The sequence below is a fragment of the Salmonella sp. FC25216 genome (genome assembly GCF_057751355.1).
This window is the reverse complement of sequence record NZ_JBDGON010000003.1, coordinates 224077-242826: the sequence shown is the minus strand read 5'-3', so window position 1 is coordinate 242826 and position 18750 is coordinate 224077. Positions and strand designations below refer to the sequence as shown.

Genomic DNA, 18750 nt, shown 5'->3' with positions numbered 1-18750 from the left:
ACGATTCACTGCATGTTTCAGGAACCATCGCTCATGACACAGACGTTAAGCCAGCTTGAAAACAGCGGCGCTTTCATTGAACGCCACATTGGACCCGACGCCGAGCAGCAGCAAGAGATGCTGAATACCGTCGGCGCCGAGTCATTAAACGCGCTGACAGGCCAGATCGTGCCGAAAGACATTCAGCTCGCAACCCCGCCGCAGGTAGGCGAGGCGGCGACCGAATATGCCGCACTGGCGGAATTAAAAGCCATCGCCGGGCGTAACAAGCGCTTCACGTCGTACATTGGTATGGGCTATACCGCCGTGCAGCTACCGCCAGTTATCCTGCGCAACATGCTGGAAAATCCAGGCTGGTATACCGCCTACACGCCGTATCAGCCGGAAGTCTCTCAGGGGCGTCTGGAAGCGCTGCTCAACTTCCAACAGGTGACGCTGGATCTGACCGGACTGGACATGGCCTCCGCCTCGCTGCTGGATGAAGCGACCGCCGCTGCTGAAGCGATGGCGATGGCAAAGCGCGTCAGCAAACTGAAAAATGCCAACCGTTTCTTTGTCGCTTCTGATGTCCATCCGCAAACGTTGGATGTCGTCCGCACCCGCGCCAAAACCTTCGGCTTTGATGTGATTGTCGATGATGCGGCAAAAGTGCTGGATCATCAGGACGTATTCGGCGTGCTGTTACAACAGGTAGGCACCACGGGCGAAATTCATGACTACAGCGCGCTGATTAGCGAACTCAAAGCCCGTAAAGTGATTGTCAGCGTCGCCGCCGATTTTATGGCGTTGGTACTGCTGACAGCTCCGGGCAAACAGGGCGCGGACATTGTTTTCGGCTCTGCGCAACGTTTTGGCGTACCGATGGGTTACGGTGGCCCGCACGCGGCATTCTTTGCCGCCAAAGATGAATTCAAACGCTCCATGCCAGGCCGTATTATCGGTGTCTCAAAAGACGCGGCGGGCAACACCGCGCTGCGCATGGCGATGCAGACGCGCGAGCAGCATATCCGTCGTGAGAAAGCGAACTCCAACATTTGTACCTCGCAGGTGCTGCTGGCTAACATCGCCAGTCTGTATGCCGTTTATCATGGTCCGGTCGGCCTGAAGCGCATCGCTAATCGTATCCATCGCCTGACCGATATTCTGGCGGCTGGCCTGCAACAAAAAGGGCTGAAGCTGCGCCACGCGCACTACTTCGACACGCTGTGTGTGGAAGTGGCCGATAAAGCTGCGGTACTGGCGCGTGCTGAAGCAGCAGAGATCAATCTGCGCAGCGATATTCATAACGCGGTGGGCATCACCCTGGACGAAACCACTACCCGCGACCATGTCCTGCAACTGTTTACGGTACTGTTGGGCGATGACCACGGCCTGAACATTGAAACGCTGGATAAAGACGTGGCGCTTGATAGCCGCTCCATTCAGCAAAGTATGCTGCGCGATGACGCGATTCTGACGCATCCGGTATTTAACCGTTACCACAGCGAAACCGAAATGATGCGCTATATGCATTCGCTGGAGCGTAAAGATCTGGCGCTGAACCAGGCGATGATCCCGCTGGGTTCCTGCACCATGAAGCTGAACGCCGCTGCTGAAATGATCCCTATTACCTGGCCGGAATTTGCCGAATTGCATCCGTTCTGCCCGCCGGAGCAGGCGGAAGGATATCATCAGATGATTAGCCAGCTTTCTGACTGGCTGGTGAAACTCACCGGGTACGACGCTGTCTGTATGCAGCCGAACTCCGGCGCGCAGGGGGAATACGCGGGGCTGCTGGCGATTCGTCACTATCATGAAAGCCGTAACGAAGGGCATCGCGATATCTGCCTGATCCCGGCATCTGCCCACGGCACCAACCCGGCATCCGCTCAGATGGCGGGAATGCAGGTGGTGGTGGTGGCATGCGATAAGAACGGTAACATCGATCTTGACGATTTGCGCGCCAAAGCGCAGCAGGCAGGCGAAAATCTCTCCTGCATCATGGTGACGTATCCGTCTACGCACGGCGTCTATGAAGAAACGATCCGTGACGTGTGTGACATCGTTCATCAGTTTGGTGGTCAGGTTTACCTTGACGGCGCGAACATGAACGCTCAGGTTGGTATCACCTCACCGGGCTTTATTGGCGCAGACGTTTCGCACCTCAATTTGCATAAAACTTTCTGTATTCCGCACGGCGGTGGTGGTCCGGGGATGGGACCAATCGGCGTGAAAGCGCATCTGGCGCCGTTTGTGCCGGGTCACAGTGTGGTGCAAATTGAAGGAATGCTGACTCGCCAGGGCGCAGTGTCTGCGGCGCCGTTCGGCAGCGCCTCCATTCTGCCGATTAGCTGGATGTACATCCGCATGATGGGCGCGGAGGGGTTAAAACAGGCGAGCCAGGTGGCGATTCTGAATGCTAACTATATCGCCAGTCGTCTGAAAGACGCGTATCCGGTACTGTATACCGGTCGCGATGACCGCGTGGCGCACGAATGTATTCTTGATATTCGCCCGCTGAAAGAGGAGACCGGCATTAGCGAGCTGGATATCGCCAAGCGCTTAATCGATTACGGTTTCCATGCGCCAACCATGTCTTTCCCGGTCGCGGGCACGCTGATGGTAGAGCCGACGGAATCTGAAGGTAAGGCTGAGCTGGATCGCTTTATCAATGCGATGCTGGCGATTCGCGCGGAAATCGAGCGCGTGAAAGCCGGTGAGTGGCCGCTGGAAGATAATCCGCTGGTGAATGCGCCACACACGCAAAATGAGCTGGCGGCGGAGTGGAATCATGGTTACAGCCGTGAGGTTGCCGTCTTCCCGGCGGGCGTGGCGAACAAGTACTGGCCGACCGTGAAACGCCTTGATGACGTGTATGGCGACCGGAATCTGTTCTGTTCCTGCGTACCGATGAGCGAATACCAGTAATTACTACCGCTGTAAAAAAGTTTTGTAGGCCGGGTAAGGCGTAGCTGCCACCCGGCAATCGCAACTATAATTTCTCGCCGTTGCTGGCGATCACCTCTTTGTACCAGTTGAAGCTTTTCTTACGCGAACGTGACATATCGCCAGTACCATCGTCATGCTTGTTCACATAGATAAAGCCGTAACGCTTGCTGTACTGTCCGGTAGTGAATGAAACGCAGTCGATACAGCCCCACGGCGTGTAACCCATGAGATCTACGCCATCCCAGGTCACTGCTTTCATCATCTCTTCAATATGAGCACGTAAATAGTCAATGCGATAGTCATCATTGATGCTGCCGTCTTCTTCAACCTTATCGTATGCGCCAAAGCCGTTTTCGACGATAAATAGCGGCTTTTGATAGCGTTCGTACAGTTCACACAATGAATAACGCAGGCCCACCGGGTCAATCTGCCAACCCCAGTCAGAGGCTTTGACGTAGGGGTTAGGCACGCTGCCTTCAAAGCCGGAAATCGCATCGCCGCTACCGCCTTCGGCTTTGACCGCGTTGGTCATGTAGTAGCTGAAGCCTAAATAGTCGCAGGTACCTTCACGCAAAATGGCTTCGTCGCCTGCTTCCATCTTGATGTTGAAACCGCGACGCTCCCATTCGTTCAGCACATAGCTTGGGTAGTAGCCGCGTAGCTGGACATCGGTAAAGACATAGCGTTCGCGCATCGATTCCTGAGCAAACATCACATCTTCCGGTTTACAGGAGAAGGGGTACAGCGCGACCATCGCCAGCATACAGCCGACTTTCATCTGCGGATTAATACGACGTGCCGCTTTTACCGCCAGCGCGCTGGCGACAAACTGATGATGTAAGACCTGATACATGGTTTCTTCTGGATTCTCATGCTCGGTATACACCACGCCGGAACAGCAGTAGCCAAATAGCGGCGCGCGCCAGTTTCGCTGATTGTTGATTTCATTGAAGGTCATCCAGTATTTGGCCTTATGTTTGTAGCGTTCAAACACTACTTCAGCAAAACGGACAAAGAAATCAACGACCTTACGATTGGTCCAGCCGCCGTAGTGCTGTACCAGATGTAACGGCATTTCAAAGTGGGAAAGGGTGATGACCGGTTCGATGTTGTATTTGAGCAACTCATCAAACATGTCGTCGTAGAATTTCAGACCGGCTTCGTTTGGCTGGGATTCGTCGCCATTCGGGAAGATACGCGTCCAGGCAATAGAGGTACGGAAGCATTTGAACCCCATTTCGGCGAAAAGCCGGATGTCTTCTTTGTAATGTCCGTAAAAATCGACCGCCTCGTGGTTCGGATAATATTTGCCAGGAACGACGTCCTGGGTGATTTCGCGTGGTACGCCGTGTGCGCCGCCGGTTAACACGTCGCAGATACTGGGGCCTTTACCGCCTTGATTCCAGCCGCCTTCGACCTGATGTGCGGCAACCGCGCCGCCCCATAAAAAATCTTTTGGCAAGGTGAGTTTTTTCATTGTTGTATAATCTCAATTTATCTGGTCTGTTATCATTCATTCTGCACCAAATGGTATTTAAAGCGTACGCAAAATTCTGGGATGCTCGCGTGTCGGGGCGAGAACACACTCAGATCGCAACATTCACTTCAAGAGTTCATATTCAGGGAATAACCACATGCAGCCAAACGATATTACTTTCTTTCAACGTTTCCAGAATGACATTCTGGCAGGGCGTAAAACCATCACTATTCGCGATGCCGCTGAGTCCCACTTTAAAGCAGGCGATGTGCTACGCGTGGGGCGATTCGAAGATGATGGCTATTTTTGCACAATCGAAGTGACAGGAACGTCGACTGTGACGCTGGATTCGCTGAACGAAAAACATGCACAACAGGAAAATATGTCTCTTGATGAGCTGAAGCGTGTAATTGCTGAAATCTATCCCAACCAGACGCAATTTTATGTGATTGATTTTAAATGTCTTTAATAAAGCTGAACGCTTGTTAGTTGAATTTTTCAATTTAACACGTTGAATAATAATAAAAATATAATTTTACGGATTTATTTTAGCTAACATGTGTTCACTGGAACTATTCTCAGTTACGCTAGAGGCGCAGTTCATCATTATGAACGTTTCTCCGGAGTAAGTTATGGGGCAAAAACCATTAATGGCGCAGGGTTATTCGCTGGCTGAGGAAATCGCCAACAGTATTAGCCACGGCATTGGATTGGTATTTGGTATTGTCGGCCTGGTGCTGTTGTTGGTTCAGGCGGTAGAGGCGAATGCTGGTATGACGGCTATCGCCAGCTACAGTTTATATGGCGGGAGCATGATCCTGCTTTTTCTTGCCTCAACGCTTTATCATGCCATTCCTCATCAGCGGGCAAAAATCTGGTTAAAGAAATTTGATCACTGCGCTATCTATCTGCTCATTGCCGGAACCTATACGCCATTTCTGCTGGTAGGTCTGGATTCGCCGCTGGCGCGCGGGTTGATGATTGTGATCTGGAGCCTGGCGCTACTCGGTATCCTCTTCAAGTTGACAATTGCGCACCGGTTTAAAGTGCTTTCACTGGTTACGTATCTGGCAATGGGCTGGCTATCGCTGATTGTGGTTTATCAACTGGCGATTAAGCTGGCGATAGGCGGCGTGACGCTGCTGGCGGTAGGCGGTGTCGTTTATTCGCTGGGCGTGATTTTCTATGTTTGCAAACGCATACCTTATAACCACGCTATCTGGCATGGTTTTGTACTGGGCGGCAGCGTGTGCCATTTCCTGGCCATCTATTTGTATGTGGGGCAGGCGTAATGTCGTGATGCCGGCGCAAGCGCCTTATCTGGCCTACGGCAACAGCGCGTGCGGGCCTGATAGCGCAGCGCCATCAGGCTATCCGGTTTTTAACGCGATATCACTCTTCCAGCGAGTAGGGGAGCGGGACGATATGCAGGGTGTTGGCATCGTCGCGAACGCGGAAGACGCTTTCGGCCTCTAAATCGTTATTCATGACGGCCTGAACCAGTAACTGACCATCGTCCAACTGCGTCGCAGCCAGAATAGCGCCAGTACGACGCCAGTTCTCGCCCATCTGTAGCTCCAGATCTTCTCCTGCTTCCGGTACCCGGCTGGCTTTGCCCGCCAGCGACCAAAGCGCGCGTTTATTGGCGCCGCGGAATTTTGCCCGCGCGACCATCTCCTGCCCGGTGTAGCAGCCTTTCTTGAAGCTGATGCCGCCCAGCGCCTGTAGGTTAGTCGCCTGGGGGATAAACTGACCGCTGTTCGCTGCGTCAATCACCGGAATGCCTGCTTCAATATCCAACGCCAACCACTGTTGGCTGTTATTCAGTTCGGCTTCGCCATGCAACTTCTCCGTTAACATGTTTACCGTCGCGACATCGGTGACAAGCAGGAATCGTTCTGCAGGATGTTCAAACCACAGCAGCGTGGACACACCGTCTCTGACCACCTGATTTTCGCTATTGGGCAGTACGCTAAAGACATTAGCCAGCGCCGCGCGAGCCTGAAAACCCGCCACGCCAAGCAATACGTGGTCGTCATCCGGCGCGATGACCACTTTGGAAAATACGGCGTATTTTTTCAGCTCCGTTAATTGCGCTTCACGCACGCTACGGCGTTCAATCCAGGCGAAACCGTCGCGCTCGCGAAACAGACGCAGATTGCTCCACATCTTACCTTTAGCATCGCAGTGGGCGGTGAGAAGGTGTTGCTGTTCAGTCATCTGGCTTACGTCAGCGGTGACCTGGCCCTGAATATACTTTTCACTGTCTACGCCGGTAATGGTCGCCAGCGCCCAGTCGTCAAGCGCGATCAGCGTCAGCGGCAGGCGGGCTGACGCCGAGGGATGACGTGGTGGAAAGGAGATAAAAGCCATAATTAATGTCCTGGTTAGCTGCAACAATAATGGTTAATGGTAAAAGAGCCATAGCCCATTGCAAGTGCTTTAAATAGCCCATTGAGAGCGGATTGATCGTTTTGCGAGGCGGTATCCAAAACGGGTGAACATATTGATTCCCTGCTTTTTATTTCACGATCGCGTTCCAGATTACTGAGATTCCCGTAAAACAACGTCAAAAACACGTTACAATAGCCCGGTACTTCATTTTCGCGAGGCAGGAAGAAGAACATGGACATTCACAATAAAGCACGTATTCACTGGGCATGTCGTCGCGGTATGCGCGAACTTGATATTTCCATCATGCCGTTTTTTGAACATGAGTACGATAGTTTAAGCGACGAAGAAAAGCGTATTTTTGTCCGTTTGTTGCAGAGTGATGACCCGGATTTATTTAACTGGTTGATGAATCACGGTAAACCGGCTGACGCTGAACTGGAACAGATGGTCCGACTCATTCAGACACGGAATCGGGAACGTGGTCCTGTGGCAATCTGAATTACGCGTCTCATGGCGCGCTCAGTGGATCTCGTTGCTTATTCATGGGCTGGTTGCCGCGGTGATTTTATTGATGCCCTGGCCGCTGAGTTATACCCCATTGTGGATGATGCTACTGTCGCTGGTCGTGTTTGACTGCGTACGTAGCCAGCGCAGGATTAATACCTGCCAGGGAGAAATCAAGCTGCTAATGGATGGGCGCTTACGCTGGCAGGGGCAGGACTGGACGCTTTTGCGTCCGCCCTGGTTACTGAGGAGCGGGATGGTGTTGCGTTTACGCGCTGAGTCTGGGCACCATCAGCATTTATGGCTGGCGGCGGATAGCATGGAAGCAGCGGAATGGCGTGAGTTGCGTCGGATAATGTTACAGCAACCAATATCGCGCCAACACTGACGGAACGGCACAAAACCGGTTCCGTCGGGAGGCGCATGCAGGGGTAAGGCTTCAGGCGTAGTGTTCGGCCATTTCGCCGAGAATTTGTTCACACCAGGCCTGTATACGCTCATCGCTGAGATCGTACTGGTTCGTTTCATCCAGCGCCAGGCCGACAAACAGTTGCCCATCCGCAATGACCGGTTTATTGCTGGTAAATTCGTAGCCTTCAGTGGGCCAGTAGCCGACAAATTTAACGCCTTTGAGGGCAAGTTTGTCATGCAACATACCCAGAGCATCCAGGAACCACTCACCGTAGCCGAGCTGGTCGCCCATACCGTAAAGCGCAACGATTTTGCCTTCCAGATTGAGATCGTCTAACTGCTCCCAGACGGCTTCCCAGTCCTCCTGGATTTCGCCAAAATCCCAGGTGGGGATGCCTAAAATGAGCACGTCGTACTGCTCCATTAAGGCGGGCGCGTCATCCTTGAGGTTATGTAATGTCACCAGCTCCGGGCCGAGGATATCGCGAATTTTCTCTGCGGCCATCTCGGTGTAGCACGTGCTGGAACCGTAAAAAAGACCCATGTTCATTACGTTACATCTCGATTCTGCTATAGCGTTGCGGGTAGTGTAACAGAATCGCTGCATTCACGGCACAATGAGGCATAATGCACCAAAAGTAAGCGTGAAGTAGGGGGCGCGAATGGAACAGGATTTAGCGCGTATTGAGCAGTTTCTGGATGCCCTGTGGCTGGAACGAAATCTGGCGGAAAATACATTAAGCGCGTATCGTCGCGATTTATCGATGGTCGTTGCGTGGTTGCATCATCGCGGAAAAACGCTTGCGACGGCGCAGGCTGATGATTTGCAAACGCTGCTGGCTGAACGGGTGGAGGGCGGATACAAAGCGACCAGCTCCGCACGCCTGTTAAGCGCTATGCGGCGCTTTTTCCAGCATCTGTACCGTGAAAAGTATCGTGAGGATGACCCGAGCGCGCAGTTGGCCTCGCCTAAGCTTCCGCAGCGTTTACCGAAAGACCTTAGCGAGGCGCAGGTTGAACGACTCTTACAGGCGCCGCTTATTGATCAACCTTTGGAGTTGCGCGATAAAGCTATGCTGGAAGTGCTGTACGCCACTGGTTTGCGCGTGTCGGAACTGGTGGGGCTGACAATGAGCGATATCAGTCTGCGGCAGGGCGTGGTGCGGGTTATCGGTAAAGGCAATAAAGAGCGGTTGGTGCCGTTAGGCGAAGAGGCGGTGTATTGGCTGGAGACGTATCTGGAGCATGGGCGTCCCTGGTTACTCAATGGCGTATCGATTGACGTATTGTTCCCCAGCCAGCGTGCGCAGCAGATGACACGGCAGACCTTCTGGCACCGTATTAAACATTATGCGGTACTGGCTGGAATTGATAGCGAAAAACTGTCGCCGCACGTTTTACGTCACGCTTTTGCCACGCATTTGCTGAATCACGGCGCCGACTTGCGCGTTGTACAAATGCTACTTGGACATAGCGATCTTTCGACGACACAAATTTATACGCATGTCGCAACGGAGCGTTTACGTCAACTTCATCAACAGCACCATCCGCGGGCATGAGTGCTGACAGGAAAGGATAGTTTATGAAAAAGCGTTTTATGATGTTCACTTTACTGGCGGCGGCGTTTTCAGGCGTGGCCCATGCGGATGATGCGGCTATCCGTCAGTCGCTGGCTAAGCTGGGCGTTCAGAGTACGGAAATTCAAGCCTCGCCAGTGGCAGGCATGAAAACCGTCCTCACTAACAGCGGCGTACTGTACGTCACTGACGACGGCAAACATATTATTCAAGGGCCGATGTATGACGTGAGCGGCGCGCATCCGGTAAACGTGACGAATAAACTGCTGATGGGCCAGCTAAATGCGCTGGAAAAAGAGATGATCGTCTATAAAGCGCCGGATGAGAAACATGTCATTACTGTTTTTACCGATATCACCTGCGGCTATTGTCATAAGCTACATGAAGAGATGAAAGATTATAACGCGCTGGGGATAACGGTACGTTATCTGGCCTTCCCGCGCCAGGGGCTGGAAAGCCAGGCGGAGCAGGATATGAAATCTATCTGGTGCGCCAAAGACAAAAACAAAGCGTTTGATGACGCCATGGCAGGTAAGGGCGTGAAACCGGCAAGCTGTGACGTGAATATTGCTGATCATTATGCGTTGGGCGTACAGTTGGGCGTTAGCGGTACGCCAGCCATTGTATTGAGTAACGGCTATGTGGTGCCTGGCTATCAGGGACCGAAAGAGATGAAAGCGTTTCTTGATGAGCATCAAAAACAGACCAGTGGTAAATAATACGCGTGAAACAACAGAGACAACTTCGTCGGCGCGAGGCTGATGAGACGGCGGAACTACTACTCGCCGATCTTCCTCCATTACTGCGACGTTTATATGCCAGCCGGGGCGTTCGTAGCGCCCGCGAACTGGAGCGCAGCGTGAAAGGAATGCTGCCCTGGCAGCAGCTTAGCGGCATGGATAACGCGGTGGAGATCCTCTACAACGCCTTTCGCGAAGGTATCCGCATTATTGTTGTCGGCGATTTTGACGCCGACGGCGCGACCAGTACTGCACTAAGCGTATTGGGAATGCGTGCGTTGGGGTGTGACAACATCAGTTATCTGGTGCCTAATCGCTTTGAAGACGGCTACGGTTTAAGCCCGGAAGTGGTCGATCAGGCAAAGGCGCGCGGGGCGCAGCTTATCGTCACCGTAGACAACGGCATCTCATCCCACGCCGGCGTAGCGCATGCAAAGACGCTGGGGATTCCGGTGATCGTGACCGATCACCATCTACCTGGCGACACGTTGCCGGATGCCGAAGCGATTATTAATCCCAATCTGCGCGACTGCGAATTCCCGTCTAAGTCGCTGGCGGGCGTTGGCGTGGCGTTTTACCTGATGCTGGCGTTGCGGACATTTTTGCGCGACAAAGGATGGTTCGACGAGCGCGGCATCGTGCCGCCGAATCTGGCGGAGCTGCTGGATTTAGTGGCGTTGGGAACGGTAGCAGACGTTGTGCCGCTGGACGCTAACAACCGTATTCTGACCTGGCAAGGGCTAAGTCGTATTCGTGCCGGGAAATGCCGTCCGGGAATTAAAGCGTTGCTGGAGATATCGAATCGCGATCCGCAGCAGCTTGCCGCCAGTGATTTAGGCTTCGCGTTGGGGCCTCGCCTGAATGCCGCCGGCAGACTGGATGATATGTCCGTTGGCGTGGCGTTACTGTTGTGCGACAACCTCGGCGAAGCGCGTGTTCTGGCCAGCGAGCTGGATGCGCTTAACCAGACGCGCAAAGAAATAGAGCAGGGGATGCAGGCGGAAGCGCTTATCCTGTGCGAAAAGCTTGAGCGCAGTAGTGAAACGCTTCCGGGCGGTCTGGCGATGTATCATCCTGAATGGCATCAGGGCGTGGTCGGAATTCTGGCGTCGCGTATTAAAGAGCGTTTTCACCGCCCGGTAATCGCCTTTGCGCCTGCGGGCGACGGCACGCTTAAAGGCTCAGGCCGATCGATTCAGGGGTTGCATATGCGCGATGCGCTGGAACGGCTGGATACGCTTTACCCTGATCTGATGATCAAGTTTGGCGGCCATGCGATGGCGGCGGGATTGTCGCTGGAAGAGCATAAATTCGAGCAGTTCCAGCAACGTTTTGGCGAGCTGGTGACGGAATGGCTCGATCCTGCCCTGTTGCAAGGTGAGGTGATCTCCGATGGTCCATTAAGCGCGGCGGAGATGTCTATGGAAGTGGCGCAACTGTTGCGGGATGCCGGACCGTGGGGGCAAATGTTCCCGGAACCGTTATTCGATGGCCGTTTCCGTCTGCTACAACAGCGCCTGGTGGGCGAGCGTCACCTCAAGGTGATGGTGGAGCCCGTCGGCGGCGGCCCGCTGTTAGATGGCATCGCATTTAATATTGATACTACCTGCTGGCCGGATAACGGCGTGCGGGAGGTAGAACTGGCTTATAAACTGGACATTAACGAGTTTCGCGGCAACCGTAGTTTACAGATTATTATCGATGATATTTGGCCGCTATGATCGGGGCGATTTAACAACACTTTCGCTGTAATTAAGGGGCGAAATCCGCTAATATTTCGCCCTTATAACCGCATTTTGACAAGTCAAATAAAAGAAATCAGACCATGTTTGAAATTAACCCGGTGAATAACCGCATTCAGGACCTCACGGAACGCACCAACGTTCTTAGGGGGTATCTTTGACTATGATGCCAGGAAAGAGCGTCTGGAAGAAGTAAACGCCGAGCTGGAACAGCCGGATGTCTGGAACGAACCCGAGCGCGCGCAGGCTCTGGGAAAAGAGCGCTCATCGCTTGAAGCGATCGTCGATACGCTTGATCAAATGTCTCAGGGGCTGGACGACGTTTCCGGGCTGCTGGAACTGGCGGTAGAAGCTGACGACGAAGAGACGTTTAACGAAGCCGTCGCGGAACTGAATACGCTGGAAGAGAAACTGGCGCAATTGGAATTCCGTCGGATGTTCTCCGGTGAGTACGATAGCGCCGATTGCTATCTCGATATTCAGGCCGGTTCCGGTGGTACTGAAGCGCAAGACTGGGCCAGCATGCTGCTGCGTATGTATCTGCGCTGGGCGGAAGCGCGCGGCTTCAAAACTGAAGTCATTGAAGAGTCGGAAGGTGAAGTCGCCGGCATTAAATCCGCGACTATCAAAATCTCCGGCGAATATGCCTATGGCTGGCTACGTACTGAAACTGGCGTGCATCGTCTGGTGCGTAAAAGCCCGTTCGACTCCGGCGGTCGCCGTCATACTTCGTTTAGCTCCGCGTTTGTGTACCCGGAAGTGGACGACGATATCGATATCGACATTAACCCGTCGGATCTGCGTATCGACGTCTATCGTGCGTCCGGCGCAGGCGGTCAGCACGTTAACCGTACGGAATCCGCGGTGCGTATCACCCATATTCCAACCGGGATTGTGACACAGTGCCAGAACGACCGTTCGCAGCACAAAAACAAAGACCAGGCCATGAAGCAGATGAAAGCGAAGCTTTATGAACTGGAGATGCAGAAAAAGAACGCTGAAAAACAGGCGATGGAAGACACCAAGTCCGATATCGGCTGGGGAAGCCAGATTCGTTCCTATGTCCTGGACGATTCCCGCATTAAAGACCTGCGTACTGGGGTGGAAACCCGCAATACACAGGCGGTACTGGACGGTAGTCTGGATCAATTTATCGAAGCAAGTTTGAAAGCAGGGCTATGAGGAATCAACATGTCTGAACAAAACGCACAGGGCGCTGACGAGGTAGTCGATCTTAACAATGAAATGAAGGCACGTCGCGAGAAGCTGGCTGCACTGCGTGAGCAGGGTATCCCGTTCCCGAACGATTTCCGTCGTGACCGTACCTCAGACCAACTGCACGCAGAGTTTGACGCGAAAGAAGCTGAAGAACTGGAAGCGCTGAATATTGAAGTGTCCGTCGCGGGCCGTATGATGACTCGCCGTATTATGGGTAAAGCCTCTTTTGTTACCCTGCAAGACGTAGGCGGCCGCATTCAGCTGTATGTGGCGCGCGATGATCTGCCGGAAGGCGTTTACAACGAGCAGTTCAAGAAGTGGGATCTTGGCGATATCCTCGGCGCGAAAGGTAAGCTGTTCAAAACCAAAACTGGCGAGCTGTCTATCCACTGCACCGAACTGCGCCTGCTGACTAAAGCGCTGCGTCCGTTGCCGGATAAATTCCACGGCCTGCAGGACCAGGAAGCGCGCTATCGCCAGCGTTATCTGGATCTCATCTCTAACGATGAATCCCGTAACACGTTCAAAACCCGTTCGAAGATCCTGGCCGGTATTCGCCAGTTCATGGTGGCTCGCGGCTTTATGGAAGTCGAAACCCCGATGATGCAGGTGATCCCAGGCGGCGCGTCTGCCCGTCCGTTTATCACCCATCACAACGCGCTGGATCTGGACATGTACCTGCGTATCGCGCCGGAACTGTACCTCAAGCGTCTGGTGGTTGGCGGCTTCGAACGCGTATTCGAAATTAACCGTAACTTCCGCAACGAAGGCATCTCTGTGCGCCATAATCCTGAGTTCACCATGATGGAACTCTATATGGCGTATGCGGACTACAAAGACCTGATCGAGCTGACTGAGTCTCTGTTCCGTACGCTGGCGCAGGATGTTCTGGGCACCACCCAGGTTCCGTACGGTGATGAAGTGTTTGATTTCGGTAAGCCGTTCGAAAAACTGACCATGCGTGAAGCGATCAAGAAATATCGTCCGGAAACGGATATGGCTGATCTGGACAACTTCGATTCCGCGAAGGCGATTGCTGAAAGCATCGGCATTCACGTCGAGAAGAGCTGGGGTCTGGGCCGTATCGTCACCGAGATCTTTGACGAAGTTGCTGAAGCGCATCTGATTCAGCCGACCTTCATCACCGAATATCCGGCTGAAGTGTCTCCGCTGGCGCGTCGTAATGATGTGAACCCGGAAATCACTGACCGCTTCGAGTTCTTTATCGGCGGTCGTGAAATCGGTAATGGCTTTAGCGAGTTGAACGATGCGGAAGACCAGGCGCAGCGTTTCCTGGATCAGGTTAATGCAAAAGCGGCGGGCGACGACGAAGCCATGTTCTACGACGAAGACTACGTGACAGCGCTGGAACACGGTTTACCGCCGACAGCGGGTCTGGGAATTGGTATCGACCGTATGGTGATGCTGTTTACTAACAGCCACACGATTCGCGACGTTATTCTGTTCCCGGCGATGCGCCCGGTGAAATAAGATGTAAATTGCCGGATGGGGCATTAGCCGCCATCCGGCATCTCTTCGTTCAGGCGTAGCGCCATCAGGCAATCATTCAGCGCTGGCAGTAATCGCGCAGTAGTTCACGCGCTTGTTCGTCTGACGTTTGCATGACCATCCACGGGCTAAATGCCCACGGCGTAGCGAGAAGGCTTTTCCATACGCTTTTAAATTCGCTCCACTGATAGTCCATCACCTCTTCGCTGTTAACCTGTAACCCACTGGTCGCCCGCGCGGCAAATACCGGACAGACTTCATTTTCCACAATACCGTTTGGATCTGTCGCCCGATAGCTGAAGTGCGGATAGACGGGGGTGAGATCGGTAATTTCCACGCCGAGTTCGAACCGACAACGGCGGATGATCGCCTCTTCGGTGGTTTCGCCTTGTTGCGGATGACCGCAAACCGAATTCGTCCATACGCCCGGCCAGGCTTTCTTGCTCAGCGACCGTCGTGTTACCAGCAACTGACCATCTTCGTTAAATAGCCAGCAGGAGAAAGCCAGATGCAAAGGCGTATTAAGAGTATGAGCCGCATACTTTTCCAGTGTGCCGGAAGGCTTATCCTGCTCATCCAATAAAACGACATGTTCCTCAGTCATGAAAGCTCCTGAAAATTAAAATGACCCGGCAGCATGGCCGGGCCATATACTCAGACGATCAGCGTAGCTCATAACAGAAAGAAAGGCATTACCAAAACAGGTCTTGACAGAACGCAGACGAGCGCCATTGTGCCGTTAGTCGATATTATGCTGGAATATCGGATACTAGCGGCATCATCATCCACGCTGCTCCTTTCCGGCGTCAATGGATTGGGCATACGGCGTTTGGCTGCTATCATAAGGCGTCTGTCAATAGAGTGAGGAAAAGTTTTGAGCGCAGGACGCCTGAACAAAAATAGCCTGGGTATTGCGGTGCTGTTATGCACAGGGCTGCTGCTGGCGGGGTGTTCCAGTAATTCCGGCTCAGGAACATATTCCGGCTCCGTCTATACCGTTAAGCGCGGCGATACGTTGTATCGTATATCGCGCGCCACGGGAACCAGCGTGAAAGAACTTGCCCGACTGAATGGCATTTCTCCGCCTTATACTATTGAGGTGGGGCAGCGAATTAAAGTGCGCGGCAGCGCAAAGAGCAGCAGTGCAACACGCAAAACCAGCAATAAAACAGCAACAAAAACTGCCGCGGTCAGACCGTCATCTTCGGTGCCAAAATCCTCCTGGCCGCCGGTGGGGCAGCGTTGTTGGGTATGGCCTGCTAACGGTAAAGTGATTTTACCTTATTCCACCGCGGAAGGCGGAAATAAAGGAATCGATATTGCGGGCGCGCGCGGAACGCCTGTTTATGCGGCGGGAGCTGGTAAAGTTGTCTATGTCGGGAACCAGCTGCGCGGTTACGGCAATCTCATTATGATTAAGCACAATGAAGACTACATTACGGCTTACGCTCATAATGACACCATGCTGGTTAATAATGGACAAAGCGTTAAAGCGGGGCAAAAAATCGCTACGATGGGCAGCACGGATGCCGCATCCGTAAGGCTGCATTTCCAGATTCGCTACCGGGCGACGGCCATCGATCCGCTGCGTTATCTGCCGCCGCAGGGGAGTAAACCGAAATGCTGACGGCGAATTAATCGCCAGTCGGTCAGTTAGTCTCTTGCCAACCAGAGCGTAAGGTTTATAATGCCTTACGCATCTCAAAGCGGGCGTAGTTCAATGGTAGAACGAGAGCTTCCCAAGCTCTATACGAGGGTTCGATTCCCTTCGCCCGCTCCAGACAAACCTTCAAGTTCTCCTAACCCCTACAAAACCCAGTAATCACGAGCTTCTCAGGCTATATTGGTGATTTTAAGCTCTACATGGTTCTAGTGAAATCTACACATACAGTTGTATAGTAATGCGTATAGACGGTTTGCCATTCTTTGGAACTATACACAATGCCACTCACAGACCTTGAAATAAGGCGCTCTAAGCCGCGTGAGAAGTCCTATACACTCAATATTCCTGCTCATCGAGCCTAACGGTTCGAAAGGGTGGCGTTTCCGGTACAGATTCGACGGTAAGCCTAAAATGCTCTCGCTGGGCACATATCCGACTATCTCGCTGACTGATGCCCGGCAAAAACGCGATGAGGCTAAAAAGCTGGTTGTGACGGGTATAAACCCTGGCGAAGTGAGAAAGAGGGAAAAGCAACGTATACGAGCGTAGGTAAACATGTGGCAAGTGATTCCGCAGCAAATGCGCAAATACAGGGAACGGTAAACCTTATAGAACTGACCAAAACACAAAAGGCGGCTGTAGCGAGGTTTGATCCGTCCGAGTTGCTCCGCACAAAAGAGTAGTTCTGTGGAATCCGCGCCGTTAGTAGCAAATCGGGTGATTATCGCCGGCGGTGATCATCCGATAATTTTCCGTAATGGGTGTAAATGCAGCCGGTTAATTAACAGTCAGTAACACACTCGTAATTGTTTGCTTTATCCCTGTAGATATTATGGTTATTAGGGAGTGACCCCGTAAAACCATAAGGATTTTATATACATGGCTATTCCAGTTTATTTATGGCTGAAAGATGACGGCGGCGCAGATATTAAAGGTTCGGTTGACGTAAGGGATCGCGAAGGCAGTATCGAGGTTAACGGATTTACGCATAACCTGCGCCTGCCTACCGATGTCTTTACCGGGAAAGTGACCGGCACTCGCCAGCATGCGCCGTTGGTTTTTCAGAAAGAAATAGACTCATCCTCGCCCTACCTCATGAAAGCCGTTGCAACCGGACAAACGCTCAAATCAGCGGAGTTCAAATGGTACAACATCAATGATGCCGGGCAGGAAGCTGAGTATTACAATATGCTACTGGAAAACGTGAAAGTTGTCTCCGTTACCCCGTTGATGCATGACATCAAAGACCCCACCAAAGAGAAGCATAACCACCTTGAGCTGGTGGAACTGCGTTACGATAAAATCACCTGGAAATACTGCGACGGCAATTTGCAGTTTGCTGACAGTTGGGCAGAGCGTTAATCATGCGCTTTCCGGTGTACTCAACTCCATATGATATTTCATCGTTCGCACCGCCCGGCGTTGATGTTGTAAGCCATATGGTGATTGCTCGCCTACACGGTGGCGCTTCGCTGATGACTTACGTATGGTTTTATCAGATGGTTCGGAATCATGGCCCGTGGGATTACAAGCAAAGCCACCCACAATATGCGAATTTCGGTAACTTCCATTACGGCGCAATTGGTGCGGCAGCGGGTATTCCTGACGGTGTGCTTTTACGTGGCGCTGGTGCGGCGCAGATTCTGGCTGGTACAAGTAATCCGGTAGAGTTCGCACAGTACCATGCGGTCGACGCATACGGCGATGACCCCGTAGATCAGTCATGGATAAAGGCGGGTATTGATTATGCAAGGCGCAGTGGGTTTTAGCAGGAAGACAGGCGCAATATTTGTGTTGCTTCTTCTGGGTTTTCTGGCTTATCAGTTTCGTGATTTTTTCAGCGTTTATGAGCAGGTGAAAAGCACGGTTAAAATTAACGATAAGTTGACGTTGTACGTTACCGAAGTGTCTAAAAGCTCGCTCTCTAAAGATACCTACAACTACTATTTTTATGATGCTGGTAAGAGCGCGGATGACTTCCTGATTCACGTTAAGAGTATAGAGCCGGTGATGACAACAGATGACTACAAGGCCAGCGCAGAGGTAAAAGACGGCGATATTTATTTCCGCGTTCGCGGGAATGTCTATGCCTTCAGGAGCGTCGGCTATAACGTCAGTATCCACCTCGATACATCGCCATACTGAAAAATGGCCCCCATCCCGTTTCGGCGGGATTTTTCGTTCTCGCCCGGGCGAATGTACCGTTGTGGCACCGGCAACCACTCAGCCCTGCAATGGTGGCGTTCGCTGGCTCACATAACCGGATTATCATGCCCGCGAAATTAAAAAATCCATCTGCGCAAAAAGCGGAAAATCATTGCGCAAAATATCACTGCGCAGAACGGTGGAAACTGGCCTGTAAGTCTTGCCAGCTCTGGATTTCATATTGCGCAAAACTCTGCGCATCCTGATCCGCAAAGATCCGCCCCAGCCGAAAACTGCGCAGAAAAAAGTTGCGCAGACGATACACAAAAAAAGTACGCAATTTGGTACGCAGATAATACGCAAAATCCGCGTACCGCTTGGCTTAATCGCTGGTGTGCCGTGGGGCTGATATATAGATTTATATAGGTTTCCACGTAATACG

At 52.5% G+C, this 18750-nt stretch carries 18 protein-coding genes, 1 tRNA gene and 1 pseudogene; 16 read left to right on the top strand and 4 right to left on the bottom strand.

The features are described 5' to 3' along the window. Positions 1 to 33: 33 nt before the first annotated feature. Positions 34 to 2907 carry an aminomethyl-transferring glycine dehydrogenase gene (gcvP, locus tag AC3G3F_RS07365; protein ID WP_080070965.1) on the top strand — a complete coding sequence of 958 codons (2874 nt, stop codon included), beginning with the start codon at positions 34 to 36 and terminating at the stop codon, positions 2905 to 2907. A gap of 64 nt (positions 2908 to 2971) precedes the next feature. On the opposite strand, the gene bglA is transcribed toward gcvP, so the two are convergent. After that, positions 2972 to 4405, bottom strand: coding sequence for a 6-phospho-beta-glucosidase BglA (bglA, locus tag AC3G3F_RS07360; RefSeq protein WP_080070966.1), 1434 nt, complete (start codon positions 4403 to 4405; stop codon positions 2972 to 2974). 157 nt (positions 4406 to 4562) lie between these two features. Between bglA and yqfB the strand changes: the two genes are divergently transcribed. Both yqfB and trhA read left to right on the top strand, forming a co-directional pair. Next, a complete protein-coding gene (gene yqfB, locus AC3G3F_RS07355) occupies positions 4563 to 4874 on the top strand; it encodes a N(4)-acetylcytidine aminohydrolase (protein ID WP_023249204.1) in 312 nt (103 codons plus the stop codon). 163 nt (positions 4875 to 5037) lie between these two features. Then, positions 5038 to 5697, top strand: a complete 660-nt coding sequence (gene trhA, locus AC3G3F_RS07350; RefSeq protein WP_023249205.1) for a PAQR family membrane homeostasis protein TrhA — start codon at positions 5038 to 5040, stop codon at positions 5695 to 5697. A 100-nt stretch (positions 5698 to 5797) separates the two neighbouring features. On the opposite strand, the gene ygfZ is transcribed toward trhA, so the two are convergent. Further along, positions 5798 to 6778, bottom strand: coding sequence for a tRNA-modifying protein YgfZ (gene ygfZ / locus AC3G3F_RS07345; protein WP_023249206.1), 981 nt, complete (start codon positions 6776 to 6778; stop codon positions 5798 to 5800). A gap of 252 nt (positions 6779 to 7030) precedes the next feature. Between ygfZ and sdhE the strand changes: the two genes are divergently transcribed. Beyond that, positions 7031 to 7297 (top strand): FAD assembly factor SdhE, encoded by a 267-nt coding sequence (gene sdhE / locus AC3G3F_RS07340; RefSeq protein ID WP_000351186.1) that lies wholly within the window; start codon positions 7031 to 7033, stop codon positions 7295 to 7297. Next, on the top strand, positions 7278 to 7691 hold the full coding sequence (locus AC3G3F_RS07335; protein ID WP_023249207.1) for a protein YgfX: 414 nt from the start codon (positions 7278 to 7280) through the stop codon (positions 7689 to 7691). Before sdhE ends, AC3G3F_RS07335 begins: the two co-directional genes overlap by 20 nt. Positions 7692 to 7742: 51 nt before the next feature. On the opposite strand, the gene fldB is transcribed toward AC3G3F_RS07335, so the two are convergent. Next, positions 7743 to 8264, bottom strand: a complete 522-nt coding sequence (fldB, locus tag AC3G3F_RS07330; protein WP_001055884.1) for a flavodoxin FldB — start codon at positions 8262 to 8264, stop codon at positions 7743 to 7745. 112 nt (positions 8265 to 8376) lie between these two features. Between fldB and xerD the strand changes: the two genes are divergently transcribed. The 5 genes from xerD to lysS all read left to right on the top strand — a co-directional run bounded on the left by xerD (position 8377) and on the right by lysS (position 14482). Further along, positions 8377 to 9273: a site-specific tyrosine recombinase XerD gene (gene xerD, locus AC3G3F_RS07325; RefSeq protein WP_000434302.1), complete on the top strand. Its 897-nt coding sequence runs from the start codon at positions 8377 to 8379 to the stop codon at positions 9271 to 9273. Positions 9274 to 9296: 23 nt separating this feature from the next. Then, the gene (gene dsbC / locus AC3G3F_RS07320; RefSeq protein ID WP_023249209.1) at positions 9297 to 10010 is read left to right on the top strand and encodes a bifunctional protein-disulfide isomerase/oxidoreductase DsbC; all 714 of its coding nucleotides are present in this window, start codon (positions 9297 to 9299) and stop codon (positions 10008 to 10010) included. Positions 10011 to 10015: 5 nt separating this feature from the next. Further along, positions 10016 to 11752, top strand: a complete 1737-nt coding sequence (recJ, locus tag AC3G3F_RS07315; RefSeq protein WP_023249210.1) for a single-stranded-DNA-specific exonuclease RecJ — start codon at positions 10016 to 10018, stop codon at positions 11750 to 11752. Positions 11753 to 11856: 104 nt separating this feature from the next. After that, positions 11857 to 12955, top strand: a protein-coding gene (gene prfB / locus AC3G3F_RS07310; protein WP_100212306.1) for a peptide chain release factor 2 whose coding sequence is annotated in 2 segments (ribosomal slippage) — positions 11857 to 11931 and positions 11933 to 12955 — 1098 coding nt in all. Because the reading frame shifts where the segments join, the coding sequence is not laid out codon by codon here. A 9-nt stretch (positions 12956 to 12964) separates the two neighbouring features. Then, positions 12965 to 14482 carry a lysine--tRNA ligase gene (lysS, locus tag AC3G3F_RS07305; protein ID WP_000003339.1) on the top strand — a complete coding sequence of 506 codons (1518 nt, stop codon included), beginning with the start codon at positions 12965 to 12967 and terminating at the stop codon, positions 14480 to 14482. Between the two features lie 76 nt (positions 14483 to 14558). Here the strand turns inward: lysS and idi are convergent, their stop codons facing one another. Then, complete coding sequence (gene idi, locus AC3G3F_RS07300) at positions 14559 to 15104, bottom strand: isopentenyl-diphosphate Delta-isomerase (RefSeq protein WP_023249211.1); 546 nt, start codon at positions 15102 to 15104, stop codon at positions 14559 to 14561. 270 nt (positions 15105 to 15374) lie between these two features. On the opposite strand from idi, the gene actS reads away from it, so the two are divergent. The 6 genes and pseudogenes from actS to AC3G3F_RS07270 all read left to right on the top strand — a co-directional run bounded on the left by actS (position 15375) and on the right by AC3G3F_RS07270 (position 18308). Then, on the top strand, positions 15375 to 16127 hold the full coding sequence (actS, locus tag AC3G3F_RS07295; RefSeq protein ID WP_023249212.1) for an amidase activator ActS: 753 nt from the start codon (positions 15375 to 15377) through the stop codon (positions 16125 to 16127). A gap of 79 nt (positions 16128 to 16206) precedes the next feature. After that, positions 16207 to 16280: transfer RNA gene (locus AC3G3F_RS07290), tRNA-Gly, on the top strand. Between the two features lie 161 nt (positions 16281 to 16441). After that, positions 16442 to 16697, top strand: a pseudogene (locus AC3G3F_RS07285) (Arm DNA-binding domain-containing protein); the annotation flags it as partial. 345 nt (positions 16698 to 17042) lie between these two features. Further along, on the top strand, positions 17043 to 17525 hold the full coding sequence (locus AC3G3F_RS07280) for an Hcp family type VI secretion system effector (RefSeq protein WP_079837005.1): 483 nt from the start codon (positions 17043 to 17045) through the stop codon (positions 17523 to 17525). A 14-nt stretch (positions 17526 to 17539) separates the two neighbouring features. Further along, positions 17540 to 17932 carry a polymorphic toxin type 44 domain-containing protein gene (locus tag AC3G3F_RS07275; protein WP_226312184.1) on the top strand — a complete coding sequence of 131 codons (393 nt, stop codon included), beginning with the start codon at positions 17540 to 17542 and terminating at the stop codon, positions 17930 to 17932. A gap of 22 nt (positions 17933 to 17954) precedes the next feature. After that, on the top strand, positions 17955 to 18308 hold the full coding sequence (locus AC3G3F_RS07270) for a hypothetical protein (protein WP_023249215.1): 354 nt from the start codon (positions 17955 to 17957) through the stop codon (positions 18306 to 18308). Positions 18309 to 18750 lie beyond the last annotated feature (442 nt).